This window comes from uncultured Acidovorax sp. (genome assembly GCF_964021665.1).
In the GTDB taxonomy this organism is placed as follows: Bacteria; Pseudomonadota; Gammaproteobacteria; order Burkholderiales; family Burkholderiaceae_C; genus Acidovorax; species Acidovorax temperans.
The window spans coordinates 1-16,908 of record NZ_CAXIAK010000077.1 but is presented as its reverse complement, the minus strand read 5'-3'; the positions used below and the strand labels follow the sequence as shown (position 1 = coordinate 16,908).

The following is a 16,908-nucleotide window of genomic DNA, read 5'->3' as shown; positions in this document are numbered from 1 at the left end:
ACACGTCCCCTTTTTACTGGATCAAGCCGCCTGCGGGCTTAACTGACTGGCATTGCGCAATCGCGGGCTTTTGTTTATTGGCAGCGCTGGCGCGATCAGTTGTCGCGCGCAGCCTTGGCAGTGTCGGTGAAGTCGCTGAACACGCCGTCCACCCCCAGGTTGAAGAACAGCTTGTACTCGGCCTTGGGGTCGCCCTTGAAGTCCGACGCCAGGCGCTTGGCTTCATTGCGGAAGGTGTAGGCGTGCACAAACAGGCCAGCGGCGTGGGCGTCCTTCACCACGGAAGTAGCAGGCATCATCACGCGGTCGCGCTCGTCGATCTTGCCGTCGCCGTTCAGGTCGTCGGGCTTGCCGTCCTTGTTGGCATCCACCTGCTTGGAAGGGATCAGGTACGGCTTCCAGGGGCCAATGCCGTCGGCATAGGTCTTAACTTCCTTCAGGCCTGCTGGGGTCAGCAGGCTGGCGAAGGTGCGCGAGTCGCCGGCAACGGCAAAGTCATAGGGCTTGTCGTAGGGGGCCGTGAGGTCCATGCTGCCATCGGCGTTCACGTCGTTGGCATCCACCAGCTGCACCAGGCGAACCTGGGTCTTGGTGCGCAGGTACTTGAGGTTGGACACCTCGAACGACTGCACGATCACCGGCGACGCCTTGGTGGTGTAACCGTACTTGGACAGCACGGCCAGCAGGCGATCTTCCAGCGGCAGGCCCAGCTTGGCGTGGTAGGTGGGGTGCTTGGTTTCGGGGTACACGCCCACGGTGCGGCCGGCCTTGGTGCCTTCGGCCTTGGCCAGGTCCAGCACTTCTTCAAACGTTGGGATCTGGAACTTGCCGTTGTACGACTGGTCGCGGTCCGAGAGGGGCTGCACGGCGCGCAGGGTCTTGAGTTCGGCCAGGGTGAAGTCAGAGACGAACCAGCCTTCTTCGTTCACGCCGTCCACGTTCTTGGTGGTCTTGCGGCTGGCGAATTCGGGGCGGGTGGCCACATCGGTGGTACCGGTGATGTTGGGCTCGTGGCGGGCCACCAGCACGCCGTCCTTGGTGGCAACGAGGTCGGGCTCGATGAAGTCGGCGCCCATGTCGATGGCGAGCTTGTAGCTTTCCAGCGTGTGGTCAGGCCGGTAGCCGCTGGCGCCGCGGTGGCCAATCACCAAGGGGGTGTCGCCGCTGAGTGTGGGGTAGCTGGGGCTGTCGCTGCCGCCGCAGGCTGCCAACGCAAGGGCTGCCGTCAGCGCCAGGGCCGCAGGACGAATGCTGAATGTGTGCATGAGCGCTTCTCCTCTTGGTATGCGTGTAGTGAACCGGCCGACTGTGGGGGCATTCTGTGACAACACCATGACGGTGCATAGGGGTAAGCACCCTACCTTGGCCGCCGCCATTCACACCCCACGGCGGTGCATTCGAGCACCAATTCAATGCAAAGAAGCCACCCATTCACCAAGCTTGTGCAGATTTTCAGCATGACCTTATGACGCTTTGACATAATGTCGCATTGCAGCAAGCAACGGCTGCTTTTTTTTGACCTCCACAAGCCTCTTCAACCATGAAATACGACTCCGTTGGCAGCTTCCTTTCGCAGGTGGCTCTTCGCAATCCCGGTCAACCTGAATTCCTGCAAGCTGTCACGGAAGTGATGGAAAGCCTGTGGCCTTTCATCGAGAAGAATCCCCGCTACGCAGAGCAAGGCCTGCTGGAGCGTCTGGTCGAACCCGAGCGCGTGGTGATGTTCCGCGTGTCCTGGACGGACGACCACGGCACCGTGCAGGTCAACCGCGGCTATCGCATCCAGCACAGCATGGCCATCGGCCCCTACAAGGGCGGCCTGCGCTTCCACCCCTCAGTGAACCTGTCGGTGCTGAAGTTCCTGGCTTTTGAACAAACCTTCAAGAACGCGCTCACCACGCTGCCCATGGGCGGCGGCAAGGGCGGCTCCGACTTCGACCCCAAGGGCAAGAGCCCCGCAGAAGTCATGCGCTTTTGCCAGGCTTTCGTGACCGAGCTGTACCGCCACGTCGGCCCCGACACCGATGTGCCAGCAGGCGACATCGGCGTGGGTGGCCGCGAAGTGGGCTACATGGCCGGCATGTACAAGAAGCTGGCCAACAACGCTTCCAGCGTGTTCACCGGCAAGGGCCTGAGCTTCGGCGGCTCGCTGATCCGCCCTGAAGCCACGGGCTACGGCACGGTGTACTTTGCCGACGAAATGCTCAAGACCCGCGGCAAGTCCTTCAAGGGCATGCGCGTGTCGGTGTCCGGCTCGGGCAATGTGGCCCAATACGCTGTCGAAAAGGCCATGGAACTGGGCGCCAAGGTCGTCACCGTGTCGGACTCCAGCGGCACCATCATTGATGAAGACGGCTTCACGCCAGAGAAGCTGGCCATCCTGATGGATGTGAAGAACCACCACTACGGCCGCGTGAGTGACTACGCTGCCCGCACCGGTGTGAAGTTTGAAGCGGGTGTGCGCCCCTGGCATGTGCCCGTGGACATTGCCCTGCCCTGCGCCACGCAGAACGAGCTGGACGAGAACGACGCCCAGCTGCTCATCAAGAACGGCGTGCTGTGCGTGGCCGAAGGCGCGAACATGCCTTCGACCATCGAAGCGGCCAAGGCATTCGAAGCCGCTGGCGTGCTGTACGCCCCCGGCAAGGCATCCAACGCCGGTGGCGTGGCCACTTCCGGCCTGGAAATGAGCCAGAACGCCATGCGCATGAGCTGGACCCGCGAAGAAGTGGACGCGCGCCTGCTGCAGATCATGCAAGGCATCCACGCCGCCTGCCTGAAGTATGGCAAGCGCGCCGATGGCAGCGTGAGCTACATCGACGGCGCCAACGTGGCGGGCTTCGTGAAGGTGGCCGACGCCATGCTGGCTCAAGGCGTGGTCTGACGCCAAGTACCGCACAAGGCGCCGAGTGGCGCCTGCTGGTCAACACCAAGGGGCTTCGGCCCCTTTTTTCATGGGCGTAGCGTTGGATATATCGATACCGGTATGCTCACCCGCTGGACGACATGTCAGCAAAGGTAACCCCTTTCCTCAAGGAGACGCGCGCGTGGAAATTTTCAGCTTCCTCAATCTCATGGTCGAGAAGGCAGGCTCTGATCTGTTCTTCAGTGTGGGAGCCCCCGTCAACTTGAAGATCGAGGGCATCACCCACCCGCTGAAAATGCCCGCGCTGCGCCCGGGGCAGGTCAAGCAACTAGCCTATTCGGTGATGAACGAGCGCCAGATCAGCGAGTTCGAAGCCAAGATGGAGATGAACCTCTCGATCTCGGCCGAAAACCTGGGGCGCTTCCGGGTGAACGTGTTCGTGCAGCGCGGCGAGACCGGCATGGTGATTCGCTACATCAAGAACAAGATTCCGCCGCTGGCTGCCCTGGGCCTGCCGCCTGTGCTGGAAAAGCTGGTGATGCGCAAGCGCGGCCTGGTGCTGGTGACGGGCGCCACGGGTTCGGGCAAATCGACCACGCTGGCGTCCATGCTCAACTACCGCAACGAAAACGCCACGGGCCACATCCTCACCATTGAAGACCCGCTGGAGTTTCTGCATGCCCACAAGCTCTCGGTGGTAGACCAGCGCGAGGTGGGCATTGACACCCATTCGTACGAAGAAGCCCTGAAGAACGCCCTGCGCGAGGCGCCCGACGTGATCATGATCGGCGAGATCCGCGACCGCAACACCATGAAGCAGGCAATTGCCTACGCCGAAACGGGGCACCTGTGCCTGTCCACACTGCACGCCAACAATGCCAACCAGGCGATGGAACGGGTGATCAACTTCTTCCCCGAAGAAGCGCACCGGCAGCTGCTGGTGGACCTGAGCCTGAACCTGGCGGGCGTGGTGTCGCAGCGGCTGATTCCCGGCCTGCACGAAAAGCTGGTGCCTGCCGTGGAAGTGATGCTCAACTCTTCCTACATCTCTGACCTGATCGCCAAAGGCGAGTTCTCGGACATCAAGGAGGCCATGGCACGCAGCACCGAGATTGGCATGTGCACCTTTGACCAGGCGCTGTACCAGCTCTACACCGAAGACCGTATTTCGCTGGACGAAGCGCTGCACAACGCCGACTCGCGCACCGACTTGGCATTGCGCATACGCCTGGCGGCGGGTGTCTCGACGCAGGATGCTGGCGATCTGTCCATCGACACGTCCTCGCCCATCCAGTCGGCTGCACGGTTGGCTTGACGGCAGGCGCGCTGATGCAGCACTGGCCGTTTCCGCCGTTTTTTCGGGACGCCGCAGGGGCTGCCGCCATCACGCGGCCTTTCTCGGCCATCAAGAGCATTCAGCTCATGCCGCCCGTCGTGCTGGCCTCTGACGAGAAACCCACCCGGCGCTACCAGGCTGCGGGTGGGCATGCGGTCAACGCCACGCCTCGCCCCTTCACCGTGCAGTTCACGGATGGCGAACTTTGTGGTGATGCGCGAGTCACCCCGAGGATGAAAAGAACCCCTCTTGTTCTCTCGCTGGCCCTGGTAGCGGCCGTGAGCGTGGGCTGCGCCACGCTCGACGCCAAACAGCGCGAATGGATTTTTCAGCCCAGCGACCGCAGCTGGGGCGGCGCGCAGTCCACCGAAGGCATGCAGGATGTGTGGATTGAATTGCCGACGCAGGCCGACGGCAGGCCCGAGCAACTGCATGGCCTGTGGCTGCCGCAGCCGCAGGCTGATGCGCCCGTGCTGCTGTACCTGCATGGCGCGCGCTGGAACGTGGCGGGCTCGTCCGGCCGCATTCGGCGCATGCACGAGCTGGGCTTTTCGGTGCTGGCAATTGACTACCGGGGCTTTGGTAAAAGCAGCGCCGGGCTGCCGTCTGAAGCGTCTTCCGCCGAGGATGCGCGCGCCGCTTGGCAATGGCTGGCCGCCCAGTACCCCGACCGCCCCCGCTACATCTTCGGCCACTCGCTGGGCGGCGCCATTGCCATCGAACTGGCGCGCCAGGTGCAGGACGAACAGGGCACGATGGTGGAAGGCACGTTCACCAGCATTCCCGACGTGGTGAGCACCTTCCGCTGGGGTTGGCTGCCCGTGTCGCCGCTGATCACGCAGCGCTTTGAGTCGGTGCGCAAGGTGGGCGAGATTGGCTCGCCCCTCTTGGTGGTGCACGGCAGCGAAGACCGCCTGATCCAGCCCGCGCTGGGCCGCAAGCTGTACGAGGCCGCCCAGGAACCCAAGCAATTCGTGCTGGTGGAAGGCGGCTCGCACCACAACACAAACGCCATCGGCCAGGGCCAATACCGGCAGGCGATGGCCTCGCTGTTCCGCCTGCCCACGCGCTGAATTCACACCGCGAATCACAAGGCCGCACGGGCCTGCGGCCCGGCACCATCTGGTACGCTCAGCCGGTTATGTCTGCACCTTCCGCCACTGCTGGCGCCGCGCTTCCAACGCCTTCCCATCCCTCCGCCAGCCTGGCCATCGTGGTGCTGGCGCTGCTGCTGAGCATTCAGCCCGTCACCACCGATTTGTACCTGCCCGCGCTACCCGCCTTGACGCGCGACCTGGGCGCCAGTGTGGCCGCGGGGCAGCTCACGCTCAGCGCCCTGCTGCTGGCCTTTGGCTGCTCGCAACTGGTGTGGGGCCCGCTGTCAGACCGCTTTGGCCGCCGCCCTGTGCTGCTGGCGGGCCTGGGCATTTACGCGGCGGCATCGGTGGGCAGCGCCCTGGCACCCAGCATGGCCCTGCTGGTCGTGTGGCGTGTGCTGCAAGGCGCAGCCATGGGCGCGGTGGTGATGTGCGCACGCGCCATCGTGCGCGACCTGTACACCCCGCTGGCCGGTGCGCGTGCCATGTCCAAGGCGCTTACCGGGCTGGGCATCGTGGCCTGCCTGTGCGCCCCCGTGGGTGGCCTGCTGGCACAGTGGCTGGGCTGGCGCGCCGCCCTGCTGGCCCTGACGGTGTACGCCACCGGCACGCTGGCCCTGGTGGCCCTGCGCATGCCCGAAACCATTGCCCACAAGAACCCCCAGGCCCTGCAACCCGGCACACTGCTGCGCACCTGGCGCCTGGTGCTGGGCCACCCCAGCTTCTGGGCCTTCACACTGCTCACCACGGCCACCTATGGCGGTCTGTTCACCTTCCTCGCAGCCTCGTCGTTCGTGTTCATCGAAGTGCTGCAGCTCACCCGCACGCAGTACGGCTGGGTGATGCTGTCCACCAGCGTGGCGTACTTCTGCGGCACCTTTGTGTGCCGCTACCTGCTGGCGCGGCTGGGGCTGCGCCGCTCGGTGGCCATTGCCGGGGCCCTGAGCATGACTGGTGGCACGGGCCTGGCCCTGGTGGCGCTGGCTGGCTCACAAAACCCGGTGGCCCTGCTGGCACCGTTTTACCTGTTCATGGTGGCGCACGGCATTCACCAGCCCTGCGGGCAAACAGGCTCGGTGGCACCGTTTCCGCAAGCGGCTGGCGTGGCATCGGCCATGAATGGTTTTGTGATGATGATTGCCGCCTTTGCCACCGGTGGCTGGGTGGGCTCGCACCTCAATGGCACCGTGTGGCCCCTGGTGCAGGGCGTGCTCTTGTGGTCGGTGGTGCTGGGCGCCACGTCCTGGACCTTGGTACAAAAATTTGGAGAACCGCGACATGCTGCCTGAACACCTGCCCAACATTGCGCTGGCAGGCCCCACCGCCTCGGGCAAAACCGCCGGGGCGCTGGCCCTGGCCGCCGTGCTGGGGCGGCGCATGCCGGTCGAGATCATCAGCGTCGATTCGGCCCTGGTGTACCGCGGCATGGACATTGGCACCGCCAAGCCCACGGCGGCAGAGCGAGCCGCCGTGCCCCACCACCTCATCGACATCCGCGACCCGCTGCAGGCCTACAGCGCCGCAGAGTTTGTGCAAGACGCCACGCGCCTCATTGCCGAGATCCGCGCCCGTGGTGCCCTGCCCCTGCTGGTGGGCGGCACCATGCTGTACTTCAAGGCGCTGCTGGACGGCATTGACGACATGCCCGCCGCCAACCCCGAAGTGCGCGCCCAGCTCGAAGCCCAGGCCCAGGCCATTGGCTGGCCCGGCATGCACGCCGAGCTGGCCAAGGTAGACCCCACCACCGCCGCCCGCCTGGCACCGGGCGACAGCCAGCGCATTCAGCGCGCACTGGAGGTGTGGCATGTGTCAGGCCAGCCGCTGTCGAGTTTTCACACTACAAAAAAAGGAGCATCCAGCGCAAGCGCAGCAAGCGCTACAGTCCTTTTTTCCTTAGAACCAAACAACCGTGCCTGGCTGCACGAACGCATTGCCCAGAGGTTTGACGCCATGCTGGCGGCAGGCTTCATGGACGAGGTACGCGCCCTGCGTGCGCGCGGCGACCTGCATGCCGACCTGCCATCGATGCGCTGCGTGGGTTACCGCCAGGCATGGGAAGAGCTGGACTACCAGGCCCGCAAGGGGCCCGATGCGCCGCTGAACATCGCCCACTTCCGCGAGCGCGGCATCGTCGCCACGCGCCAGTTGGCCAAACGCCAGGTGACGTGGCTGCGCAGCATGCCCGAGCGCCACGCCATTGCCTGCGACCACCCCACCGCTGTAGCCGAACTGGTGCAGGCCGTGCTGCTGCGGCTGGACAAGGCAGAACGCAGCGCAGGTGCCACCGCCTGACTGACCGACGATGTCCAGCCACAGCACGCTCACCGTCCAGAACCTGGGCAAACACTACGGTGGCACGCCCGTGTTCGCCCAGGTCCACTTCGCCGTGCAGCCCGGCGAGTTCGTGGCCATCGTGGGCGACTCGGGGGTGGGCAAATCCACCCTGCTCAACTGCCTGGCGGGGCTGGACCATTGGGACGAAGGCGACATCACCTACACAGCGGCCGATGGCACCGCCACCCGGCTGGCCGATTTGGACGACACCGCCCGCGCCCTGTGGCGCCGCGCCCATGTGGGGTTTGTGTTCCAGGCCTTTCACGTACTGCCGCACCTGGACGTAGCGCAAAACGTGGCCCTGCCGCTGATGCTGCTGGGCCAGACAGACCCTGCCCGCGTGCAAGCCATGCTCGATGCCGTGGGCCTGGGTGCGCTGGGCAGCCGGCTGCCGCAACAGCTCAGTGGCGGGCAACTGCAGCGCGTGGCCATTGCCCGCGCCCTGGTGCACCGCCCCGGCCTGCTGCTGGCCGACGAGCCCACGGGCAACCTCGACCCCACCACCGCCGCGCTGGTCATGGACTTGCTGCTGGCCCAGACGCGCGAGCAAGGCGCCTCGCTGGTGCTGGTCACCCACTCTGACGCCGCCGCAGCGCGGGCCGACCGCGTGCTGCGCCTGACGGCCAGCGGCATGGTGGGCTGAAGCCCCGCTTACTCGATGTGCAGGCGCTGCGCGTTGCTGGCCTGCTTCTTGGGCAAGGTCAGCGTCAGCACGCCGTTGTCGTACTTGGCCTTGGCCTGGCTGGCGTCCACATCGGCGGGCAGCGCAAAGCTGCGGGCCACCTGGCCAAAGTAGCGCTCTGAGCGCAGCACCTTTTCGCCGTCTTTTTGCTGGTCGTGCTGGCGCACCTCGGCGCGCAGGCTCACCACATTGCCTTCCAGCGAGACATGAATGTCTTCCTTGGCCACCCCTGGCACCTCAGCGTGCACCGTGTAGCCGCCGTCAGACTCTTTCACATCCACCTTGATCTGGGCCGGAGAAGGCAGGTTGTCGCCATGCAGGGGGCGCACATAAAAGCCGGGGGCTACGTCCTTGAAGAATTCGTCCAGCAAGCTGCCGCCACGGGGGATCAGAGAACTCATGGTGATGCTCCTTGAAAGTTGTGTGGAATTCAACATCTCTGGCGCACGGCTGGCACCAGACCTGCAGGCAGCCAGAGGCAGGAGCCTCCACCACCTTCCTTTCCAATTTACGGCCCGCGTTCTGCCATTTCAAGAGCCCCTGCCGGGCCAACATGCGCGGGTTGATGTGCCTCAAAAAGCCCCTGCCACCGCCCCGCGCAGGCCGGCCTGCACAATGCCCCCATGCTCGCACTGCTTCGCACCTTCTCGTGGCAAGACCTGCGCCACCACCCCTGGCGCAGCGCCGCCGCCGTGGCCGCCGTCATGCTGGGCGTGGCGCTGGCGTTTGCCGTGCACGTCATCAACGCATCGGCGCTGGACGAGTTCTCGCAGGCCGTGCGCGCCGTCAACGGCCAGCCCGATCTGGAAGTGCGCCCCATGCAGGGCACGCTGGCCGAATCGCTGTTCGCCCAGGTCGCCACCCACCCCGACGTGGCCCGCGCCAACCCGGTGCTGGAGGCCACGGCCATGGCCCGCCCTGCAGAGCAAGCGCCCGGCACTGCCCCCACCGCCCTGCGCCTGCTGGGGGCCGATGCCCTGCTGCTGCCCGCCATGGCCCCGGCCCTGATGCCAAAGCCTTGGGAGGGCGCGGCGCGCGATGCACTCTTTGCCCCCGCCACCGTCTACCTCAACCCCGCTGCGCTGCAGGCGCTGGGCGTGCCGCCCGAAGGCAGCCAGCCCCGCCCCACACTGCAACTGCAGACCGGCCTGCAAACCCTGACCGTGCAGGTGGCAGGCACCGTGAGCGCCCCCGGCGCACCGCTGGCGGTGATGGACATTGGGGCCGCGCAAGACCTGCTGGGCCGCGTGGGCCAGCTCACCCGCATCGACCTGCAACTGCAGCCCGGCACCGACCGCAGCGCCTTCAAGCAAGCGCTGCGAGCCCTGCCCGGCTGGCCCGCGCAAGCCACGCTGGCCGAGCCGGGCGATGCGGCGCAGCGGGTGAGCAACCTCTCGCGCGCGTACCGTGTGAACCTGACGGTGCTGGCGCTGGTGGCGCTGTTCACCGGGGCGTTTTTGGTGTTCTCGGTGCTTGCACTCAGCGTGGCGCAGCGCGGGCCGCAGTTTGCGCTGCTGGCCGTGCTGGGCGCCACGCCGCGCCAGCGGCTGGCGCTGGTGCTGGCCGAATCGGCCCTGCTGGGCGTGGCGGGCAGCCTGGCCGGGCTGGCGCTGGGCACAGCCCTGGCCAGCGCGGCGCTGCAACTGCTGGGCGGCGACCTGGGCGGTGGCTACTTTGCCGGGGTGCAGCCCCGCCTGCAATGGAGCCTGCCCGCCGCCCTGCTGTACGGCAGCCTGGGCGTGGCCGCTGCGGTGGCTGGCGGCTGGTGGCCCGCCCGCGCCGCGCAGGCCCTGCCGCCTGCGCAAACCCTGAAGGGCATGGGCAGTGCCAGCGGGCGCGCCGGGCGGGGCTGGGTTGGTATGGTTTTGATAGCTGGCAGCGCTGTATTGGCGGCGCTTCCACCCATTTTTGGCATTCCACTGGCGGCCTATGTGGCAATTGGCCTGCTGCTGGTGGGCGGCATTGCGCTGCTGCCCTGGGGCGTGGCCTGGCTGCTGCAGCGCCTGCAGCCGCTGGCAGCGCGCCACCCGCTCACCCTGCTGGCGCTGGAGCGCGCCCGCCGCATGCGCGGCAGCGCCGCCATTGCCGTGGGCGGCGTGGTGGCCAGCCTGAGCCTGGCCGTGGCGCTGACGGTGATGGTGGCCAGCTTTCGCGGCTCGGTCATCCAGTGGCTGGACGCGGTGCTGCCCTCGCCGGTGTACGTGCGCTCAGCCCTGCAAGCCGCTGGCGGCGACGCCGCCCTGCTGCCCCCCGGCTTTGCCGAAGCGGTGGCCCGCCTGCCGGGCGTGGACAAGGTATCGCCCCTGCGCACAAGCCCCCTGCAGCTGAGCGCTGCCCGCCCCGCCCTCACCGTGCTCAGCCGCCCGCTGGGCACCGACCCCGCCCAGGTGCTGCCCCTCACCGGCCCCACCCTGCCCGTGCCTGCGGGGCAGATCGGCGTGTATGTGAGCGAGGCGGTGGTGGACCTGTATGGCGTGGGCCCTGGCCAGGCGTGGCCCGAGCTTTCCAAGGCTTTTATGCCTGTAGCGCCCGATCATCAAGCGCAGGAAGCTACATTTTTCATAGCAGGCGTGTGGCGTGACTATGTGCGCCAGACCGGGGCCATCACGCTGGACAACGCCGCCTACCAGCGCCTGACGGGCGACACCCGCATCAGCGACCTGGCCCTGTGGCCTGCCGAGGGGGTGGACTTGGCCGCACTGCAAAGCCACATCCGCAGCGCGGCGCTGCAGGCCAGCGCGGCAGCACCAGTGGGCTCCAGCGACTCAGGTGCCGCCAACAACAGCGTGGATGGCAGCCCTCCCTTGGTCGAATTTGTCTCCGCCCAATCCATCCGCGAACGCTCGCTGCAAATCTTTGACCGCAGCTTCGCTGTCACCTACTGGCTGCAGGCCGTGGCCGTCGGCATCGGCCTCTTCGGCGTGGCCGCCAGCTTCAGCGCCCAGGTCCTGGCCCGCCGCAAAGAATTCGGCCTGCTCGCCCACCTGGGACTCACCCGCCGCCAGATCCTGGCCGTGGTGGCAGGCGAAGGCGCGGCATGGACAGGCATTGGTGCCATCGCTGGCGTACTGCTGGGCCTGGCTGTGTCGGTCGTGCTGGTGCACGTGGTCAACCCGCAGAGCTTTCACTGGACGATGGAGATGAATGTTCCTGCGGCGCGCTTGTGGGCGCTGTGTGCGGCGGTGGTGGTGTCGGGGACGGTGACTGCGTGGCTGGCTGGGCGGGCGGCGGCGGGGAGGGATGCGGTGATGGCGGTGAAAGAGGATTGGTGAGACAGCCCTTCCCATGGCTCGCCGTTTGCGCAGACACACCGAGATGCGCTGAACGAATCGCAACACCCATGCGCCGCCCCACACCTTGACCGCCCTGCAGGTACTCACTACCCTGAGGCCCTCCAACCACTGAGGGAGCCACCGATGAATCTTCGACCTGCCCTGCTGACCGCTGCCCTTTTGCTGTCGGCCAACGCGTTTGCGAACAACCCTGCTTTGTCGAAAGACGAATTCGACCAACTGATCGCCCAGCCCTTCAAAGCCACCAATGGCAAAAGCGGCTTGATCGTGGAAATCCATCTGAAGCCCGACAACTCAGCAGTTGCCCGCAAGGGCTACAACGACATCGGCACCTGGCGCAGAAACGGCGACGCCGGGTATTGCGTGCGCTGGAACAAACAACGCTTGGATGAGCGCTGCACCAACTTCGTCAAACAAGACGGGAAGGTGCTGGGCGTGGCTCCGCCCGGCGATGTGACTTGGTGGATTGAACGCGCTGAGTAGGCGCTGCGGCTTGCACGCTGGGGGCAAGCCTCTTTCCAGGAGGTGCCTACTTCGCTACATCGTCGCCTCATCCGGCGCGCGCTCATGACCCATCGGCAGGTGACAGCGAAAAGGCTGTGACTCTGCCGAGTCTGCGCCCCAACATGGTATGGCCCGAAATTTCTGACGATTATGCCTGTAGCGCTTGATATATTAGCGGATGCAGCTATTCTTTCCATAGCACGCGAAGGCACTATGATGCGAGCCAGATCTGAAGCGTCGGCATCCGCTGTCTCAACCTAGCTGGCAGCACAGGCGCGGGGCTGGGCCTGGCGGTTTGGCGTGAAACGGATGAGGTTCTAAAGAAACTCGAACCTTGAGGCCACCAATCAACACTACCGAAGCAAGTTGGCCAAAGCCCGCGGAGCTACAGTCGCACGTTCGCTACGACTGCATGACCGAACGCCATCTGAATCTTTCAGATAAGTAAATGTCTACAGACTGCTTTTTGGCCGTCTGTCCGAGAATCACTCCCATGACCTTCCCCTCCCCCTGGCTCCACGAAGCCATCGCCCGCATCGAAGCCGACTACCAGCGTAGCGCCGATACGCATCTGATCCCACTGCGCCTTCCCGCCTTTGCCGCGCACGGCATTGACCTGTACCTCAAGGACGAGTCCACGCACCCCACGGGCAGCCTGAAGCACCGGCTGGCGCGGTCGCTGTTTTTGTATGCACTGTGCAATGGCTGGCTGCATGAGGGATCGACGGTGGTGGAGGCATCGAGCGGCTCCACAGCAGTGAGCGAGGCCTACTTTGCGCGGCTGCTGGGCTTGCCTTTTGTGGCGGTGATGCCGCGCAGCACCTCGCCTGAGAAGATTGCGCAGATCGAGTTTCACGGTGGGCGCTGCCACCTGGTGGACAGTGCGGGCCAGGTGTATGAGGAGGCCCGCGCCATTGCGGCGGAGACGGGTGGGCATTACATGGACCAGTTCACCTATGCCGAGCGGGCCACCGACTGGCGGGGCAACAACAACATTGCCGAGAGCATGTTCACCCAGATGGCGCGCGAGCGGCACCCGGTGCCGCGCTGGATTGTGGTGGGTGCAGGCACAGGCGGCACCAGCGCCACCATTGGCCGTTATGTGCGCTACCAGCGGCACGCCACGCAGGTGTGCGTGGCCGACCCGACGGGCTCGGTGTTCAGCGCCTACCACCGCACGGGCGATGCCAGCCTGACGGCCCCCGGCTCGCGCATTGAGGGCATTGGCCGCCCACGGGTGGAGCCCAGCTTTGTCCGCACGCTGGTAGACCGCATGGTGGATGTAGCGGATGTGGATTCGGTGGCAGCGATGCGGGTGCTGTCGCAACTGCTGGGGCGGCGCGTGGGGCCATCCACCGGCACCAACTTTGTGGCGATGCTCACGCTGGCGCATGAGATGCGCGAGCGGGGCGAGAGCGGCTCCATCTTGTCACTGCTGTGCGATGCGGGGGAGCGGTATTTGCCCACGTACTACAACTGCGACTGGGTGCACCAGACGATGGGCGACTGCGCCAGCGCAGAGCAGCGCCTGAACGCGCTGCTGGCCTGACGCCATGACTGGCTTGCCCCCCTTGGCCACGGCCCCCCACAGCGGCGGGCATGCCCCCACGCTTTGCCCGGCGGCAGTGGCTGGCCTGGGCATTGGCCGTGGCCGGTGCCACCACGGCGCGTGATGGCTTGGCGTTGCCAGCGAAGACCTTGCAGTTTCCGCGCGACCACGGCAGCCACCCTGACCTGCGCACCGAGTGGTGGTACATCACCGGGCACGCGTTTGCGGATGGTCGGCCCTGGGGGTTTCAGGTGACGTTTTTCCGCTCGCGCATGGATGCCACACAAACCATGCGGTCAGCGTTTGCCGCCAAGCAGCTGCTGTTTGCCCACGCGGCCATTACCGATGTGCAGGGGCAAAAGCTGCTGCACGACCAGCGCGTGGCGCGCGCCGGGTTTGGCGTGGCAGAAGCCAGCGAAGCCGACACGGCAGTGCGGCTGCGCGACTGGAGCTTGCTGCGGCAGAACGCGCCGGGCCCTGGCGCGGATGCCACCGCGAGCCGCTATACCGCACGGATCACGGGTGAGCAATTTGGCTTGCAATTGCAGTTTGAATCCACCCAACCGTTGTTGCTGCAAGGGCGGCAGGGCTTGTCGCGCAAGGGGCCGTTGGCCGAGCAGGCCAGCTACTACTACAGCCAGCCCCAGCTGGCCGTGAGCGGCAGCATGGTGGTGGGCGGCCGCACCCTGCCCATTGACCCCACCCGACCTGCACGCGCCTGGATGGACCATGAATGGAGCGAAGCCCTGCTGGCAGACGATGCAGTGGGGTGGGACTGGATCGGGATGAATCTGCACGACGGCAGTGCGCTGACAGCCTTTCGGCTGCGGCGCGCCGATGGATCGGCGCTGTGGGCTGGTGGATCGTTCAGAGGCGCGGGCCAGATAACGCCACAGGTGTTCTCAGCCACCGACGTATCGTGGCGCCCCCTGCGTTGGTGGACCAGCCCCCAAAGCGGCGCTCGCTACCCAGTGCAGTGGGAGGTGCAAACACCGGTCGGCACCTACACGGTGAATGCATTGCTGGACGCGCAAGAGCTGGACAGCAGTGCATCCACCGGCGCAGTGTATTGGGAGGGGTTGTCGGACCTGACCCACGCCAATGGCCAAGCGGCAGGCCTTGGTTATCTGGAAATGACGGGGTACACCAAGGCTATGCGGCTGTAGCCGAAACGCCTTTGGGCCAACCACAGCGCGGCAGGCAGGGCTGAGCCCCAAAAAAAGAGCCTGGGGCTGGTAGCCGCAGGCTCTTTGAACGGCGCGCCACCACGCGCCAAACGTGAGGAACTCAGTCCTGGCTCAAAGCCAAAGCCTGCCCCCGCTGGGGTGCAGCACTGCTACCCCATGAACCAGCGGTGCCGTTGTCGAGCTTGAAACCGGCTACGGCTTCTGCCAGCGCTACCGCCTGGTGTTGCAGCGATTGCGCGGCAGCGGTGGCTTCTTCCACCAGCGCAGCGTTTTGCTGGGTGGCCTGGTCCATCAGCGTCACGGCGCTGCCCACCTCGGCAATGCCTGTGCTTTGCTCCTGGCTGGCCAGGCTGATGTCGGCCACGATGGTGGTGACCTTGCGCACGCTTTCCACCACCTTGTCCATGGTGGCGCCAGCCTCTTGCACCAGCTTGCTGCCTGCCTCCACTTGCGAGGCCGATTCGCTGATCAGCTCCTTGATCTCCTTGGCGGCTGTGGCGCTGCGCTGGGCCAGCGTGCGCACCTCAGACGCCACCACGGCGAAGCCGCGACCTTGCTCGCCGGCGCGGGCGGCCTCCACCGCAGCGTTCAGGGCCAGGATGTTGGTCTGGAAGGCAATGCCGTCAATGACACCAATGATGTCCACGATCTTGCGGGCCGATGCATCGATGCCACCCATGGTCTCCACCACTTGGCCCACCACCGTGCTGGCGTGCGAAGCCACTTGCGAAGCGCCAGTGGCCAGCTCGTTGGCCTGACGGGCGTTGGCTGCGTTTTGCTGTACCGTGGCGGTCAGCTCTTCCATGGCGGCGGCGGTTTCTTCCAGCGAGCCTGCTTGCTGTTCAGTACGTGCCGACAAATCCTGGTTGCCGCTGGCAATCTCGGTCGAGGCAAGGCGCACGGACTCCGAAGATTCGCGGATGCTGACCAGCACCTTGGCGATCTTGTCCACAAACTGGTTTAACGACGTGGCAATGGCGGTCAGCTCGTCCTTGCCCTGGGTTTCCAGACGGCGTGTGAGATCGCCCTCACCCGATGCAATGTCACGCAGCGCATCGCTGACCAGGCCCAGGCGACGCAGCTGGCGGCTTACGGCCACTGTCAACAGGGCCACAGCCACCAACACGCTGAGCACGGTGATCAGGCCAGCGATCTGCAGCATCACGGTGACGGCATGGGTGGCTTCGGCGCGATCGATGGCAATGGCCAGGGTCCATGGAGTGCCTTCCACCTTGGCTGCGTAGAGCATCTGGTCTGCGCCGTCGATCAACACATCGGCACGCGTGCTGTCAGAGGCCAGCTTCGTGAGCATGCCAGCATCAATGCCTTTGGCAATTTCTGAGGCGGGCTTCAGGGCCAGATCCGCCTTGGGGTTGGCCAGCAGTTTGCCTTCCCCATCAATCAGGAAGGCAAAGCTCTTGGAGATGGGACGAATGGCGGCCACTTTTTTGGTCACCGTGTCCAGATGCATGTCGGTACCCACCTCAGCCGTGGGTTGACCTGCGGGGCCTACGGGTTCAGCGAAGGTGATGGTGAGCTTGCCAGGCTCGCGTCCACATAGGCAGGCGTCAGCACCGGCGCACCGGCCTGCGCTGCCTGCTTGTACCAAGGCCGGGCGGTGCCGTCGTAGCCCTCGGGCATGGGGTGGTCAAAGATATTGCGCTTGTCGGCTTACACAAAATACGTGTCGTCGAACGCGCCGGCCTGTTTGGCTGCCCGCAAAAATGGCAAAGGCTCTGACTGGCCCACCGCCAGTTTCAGGGAGCCCGTAATACGTTGCTTCTCACGCACCCATTCCGCCAACTCGTTGGCGTGTGATCGGGTGACCTGCCCCACCCGGTAATCCAGCTGCGTCAGCGTGTCCTTGCGCACCATGAAAAAGGTGGCCAAGGCCAGCGTCAAAAGAGAGAAAACGGTGATCGCTACGCAAATGGCGATCAATCTGGCGCGCAGGGTTTGAAACACATCACCAACTGAAGTGTGTAAGCATTTGCAAATTATGAAGTTCGTAAGCGCGCGGTAATCCCATGTTGACCGTTGTCGGTCACCCGGTTATTGAT

At 65.3% G+C, this 16,908-nt stretch carries 12 protein-coding genes and 1 pseudogene; 10 read left to right on the top strand and 3 right to left on the bottom strand.

The genetic code is table 11. The annotated features are described in order from the left end of the window. Positions 1–95: 95 nt before the first annotated feature. Positions 96–1,265: a glycerophosphodiester phosphodiesterase gene (locus AADJ04_RS14225; RefSeq protein WP_341240019.1), complete on the bottom strand. Its 1,170-nt coding sequence runs from the start codon at positions 1,263–1,265 to the stop codon at positions 96–98. A 275-nt stretch (positions 1,266–1,540) separates the two neighbouring features. On the opposite strand from AADJ04_RS14225, the gene gdhA reads away from it, so the two are divergent. From gdhA to AADJ04_RS14195, 6 genes are all read left to right on the top strand, one after another. Continuing rightward, positions 1,541–2,884: an NADP-specific glutamate dehydrogenase gene (gene gdhA, locus AADJ04_RS14220; protein WP_341240018.1), complete on the top strand. Its 1,344-nt coding sequence runs from the start codon at positions 1,541–1,543 to the stop codon at positions 2,882–2,884. Between the two features lie 163 nt (positions 2,885–3,047). Next, positions 3,048–4,181, top strand: a complete 1,134-nt coding sequence (locus AADJ04_RS14215; RefSeq protein ID WP_341240017.1) for a PilT/PilU family type 4a pilus ATPase — start codon at positions 3,048–3,050, stop codon at positions 4,179–4,181. A 254-nt stretch (positions 4,182–4,435) separates the two neighbouring features. After that, a complete protein-coding gene (locus tag AADJ04_RS14210) occupies positions 4,436–5,275 on the top strand; it encodes an alpha/beta fold hydrolase (protein WP_341240020.1) in 840 nt (279 codons plus the stop codon). Positions 5,276–5,343: 68 nt separating this feature from the next. Continuing rightward, positions 5,344–6,588 (top strand): multidrug effflux MFS transporter, encoded by a 1,245-nt coding sequence (locus AADJ04_RS14205; RefSeq protein ID WP_341240016.1) that lies wholly within the window; start codon positions 5,344–5,346, stop codon positions 6,586–6,588. After that, entirely contained in the window at positions 6,578–7,591 is a 1,014-nt protein-coding gene (gene miaA / locus AADJ04_RS14200) for a tRNA (adenosine(37)-N6)-dimethylallyltransferase MiaA (RefSeq protein WP_341240015.1), read from the top strand. Before AADJ04_RS14205 ends, miaA begins: the two co-directional genes overlap by 11 nt. Positions 7,592–7,601: 10 nt before the next feature. After that, positions 7,602–8,276 carry an ABC transporter ATP-binding protein gene (locus tag AADJ04_RS14195; RefSeq protein ID WP_341240014.1) on the top strand — a complete coding sequence of 225 codons (675 nt, stop codon included), beginning with the start codon at positions 7,602–7,604 and terminating at the stop codon, positions 8,274–8,276. Positions 8,277–8,284: 8 nt separating this feature from the next. Here the strand turns inward: AADJ04_RS14195 and AADJ04_RS14190 are convergent, their stop codons facing one another. Then, positions 8,285–8,716: an Hsp20/alpha crystallin family protein gene (locus AADJ04_RS14190; RefSeq protein WP_341240013.1), complete on the bottom strand. Its 432-nt coding sequence runs from the start codon at positions 8,714–8,716 to the stop codon at positions 8,285–8,287. Positions 8,717–8,938: 222 nt separating this feature from the next. Here AADJ04_RS14190 and AADJ04_RS14185 point away from each other — a divergent pair, with 222 nt between their 5' ends. The 4 genes from AADJ04_RS14185 (at position 8,939) to AADJ04_RS14170 (ending at position 14,827) form a co-directional block, all read left to right on the top strand. Beyond that, positions 8,939–11,587 carry an FtsX-like permease family protein gene (locus AADJ04_RS14185; RefSeq protein WP_341240012.1) on the top strand — a complete coding sequence of 883 codons (2,649 nt, stop codon included), beginning with the start codon at positions 8,939–8,941 and terminating at the stop codon, positions 11,585–11,587. A 144-nt stretch (positions 11,588–11,731) separates the two neighbouring features. Beyond that, a complete protein-coding gene (locus AADJ04_RS14180) occupies positions 11,732–12,091 on the top strand; it encodes a hypothetical protein (protein WP_341240011.1) in 360 nt (119 codons plus the stop codon). Between the two features lie 514 nt (positions 12,092–12,605). Continuing rightward, on the top strand, positions 12,606–13,661 hold the full coding sequence (locus tag AADJ04_RS14175; protein WP_341240010.1) for a PLP-dependent cysteine synthase family protein: 1,056 nt from the start codon (positions 12,606–12,608) through the stop codon (positions 13,659–13,661). A gap of 50 nt (positions 13,662–13,711) precedes the next feature. Then, on the top strand, positions 13,712–14,827 hold the full coding sequence (locus tag AADJ04_RS14170; protein ID WP_341240009.1) for a carotenoid 1,2-hydratase: 1,116 nt from the start codon (positions 13,712–13,714) through the stop codon (positions 14,825–14,827). Positions 14,828–14,948: 121 nt separating this feature from the next. Here AADJ04_RS14170 and AADJ04_RS14165 read toward each other — a convergent pair. Next, positions 14,949–16,813, bottom strand: a pseudogene (locus tag AADJ04_RS14165) (methyl-accepting chemotaxis protein). Between the last annotated feature and the right edge of the window lie 95 nt (positions 16,814–16,908).

What these genes read in the sequence shown, in the direction of transcription:
- AADJ04_RS14225 (WP_341240019.1), bottom strand. Translation starts at nt 1,265, where the DNA reads ATGCACACATTCAGCATTCGTCCTGCGGCCCTGGCGCTGACGGCAGCC.
- gdhA (WP_341240018.1), top strand. Translation starts at nt 1,541, where the DNA reads ATGAAATACGACTCCGTTGGCAGCTTCCTTTCGCAGGTGGCTCTTCGC.
- AADJ04_RS14210 (WP_341240020.1), top strand. Translation starts at nt 4,436, where the DNA reads ATGAAAAGAACCCCTCTTGTTCTCTCGCTGGCCCTGGTAGCGGCCGTG.
- AADJ04_RS14205 (WP_341240016.1), top strand. Translation starts at nt 5,344, where the DNA reads ATGTCTGCACCTTCCGCCACTGCTGGCGCCGCGCTTCCAACGCCTTCC.
- miaA (WP_341240015.1), top strand. Translation starts at nt 6,578, where the DNA reads ATGCTGCCTGAACACCTGCCCAACATTGCGCTGGCAGGCCCCACCGCC.
- AADJ04_RS14195 (WP_341240014.1), top strand. Translation starts at nt 7,602, where the DNA reads ATGTCCAGCCACAGCACGCTCACCGTCCAGAACCTGGGCAAACACTAC.
- AADJ04_RS14190 (WP_341240013.1), bottom strand. Translation starts at nt 8,716, where the DNA reads ATGAGTTCTCTGATCCCCCGTGGCGGCAGCTTGCTGGACGAATTCTTC.
- AADJ04_RS14185 (WP_341240012.1), top strand. Translation starts at nt 8,939, where the DNA reads ATGCTCGCACTGCTTCGCACCTTCTCGTGGCAAGACCTGCGCCACCAC.
- AADJ04_RS14180 (WP_341240011.1), top strand. Translation starts at nt 11,732, where the DNA reads ATGAATCTTCGACCTGCCCTGCTGACCGCTGCCCTTTTGCTGTCGGCC.
- AADJ04_RS14175 (WP_341240010.1), top strand. Translation starts at nt 12,606, where the DNA reads ATGACCTTCCCCTCCCCCTGGCTCCACGAAGCCATCGCCCGCATCGAA.
- AADJ04_RS14170 (WP_341240009.1), top strand. Translation starts at nt 13,712, where the DNA reads ATGCCCCCACGCTTTGCCCGGCGGCAGTGGCTGGCCTGGGCATTGGCC.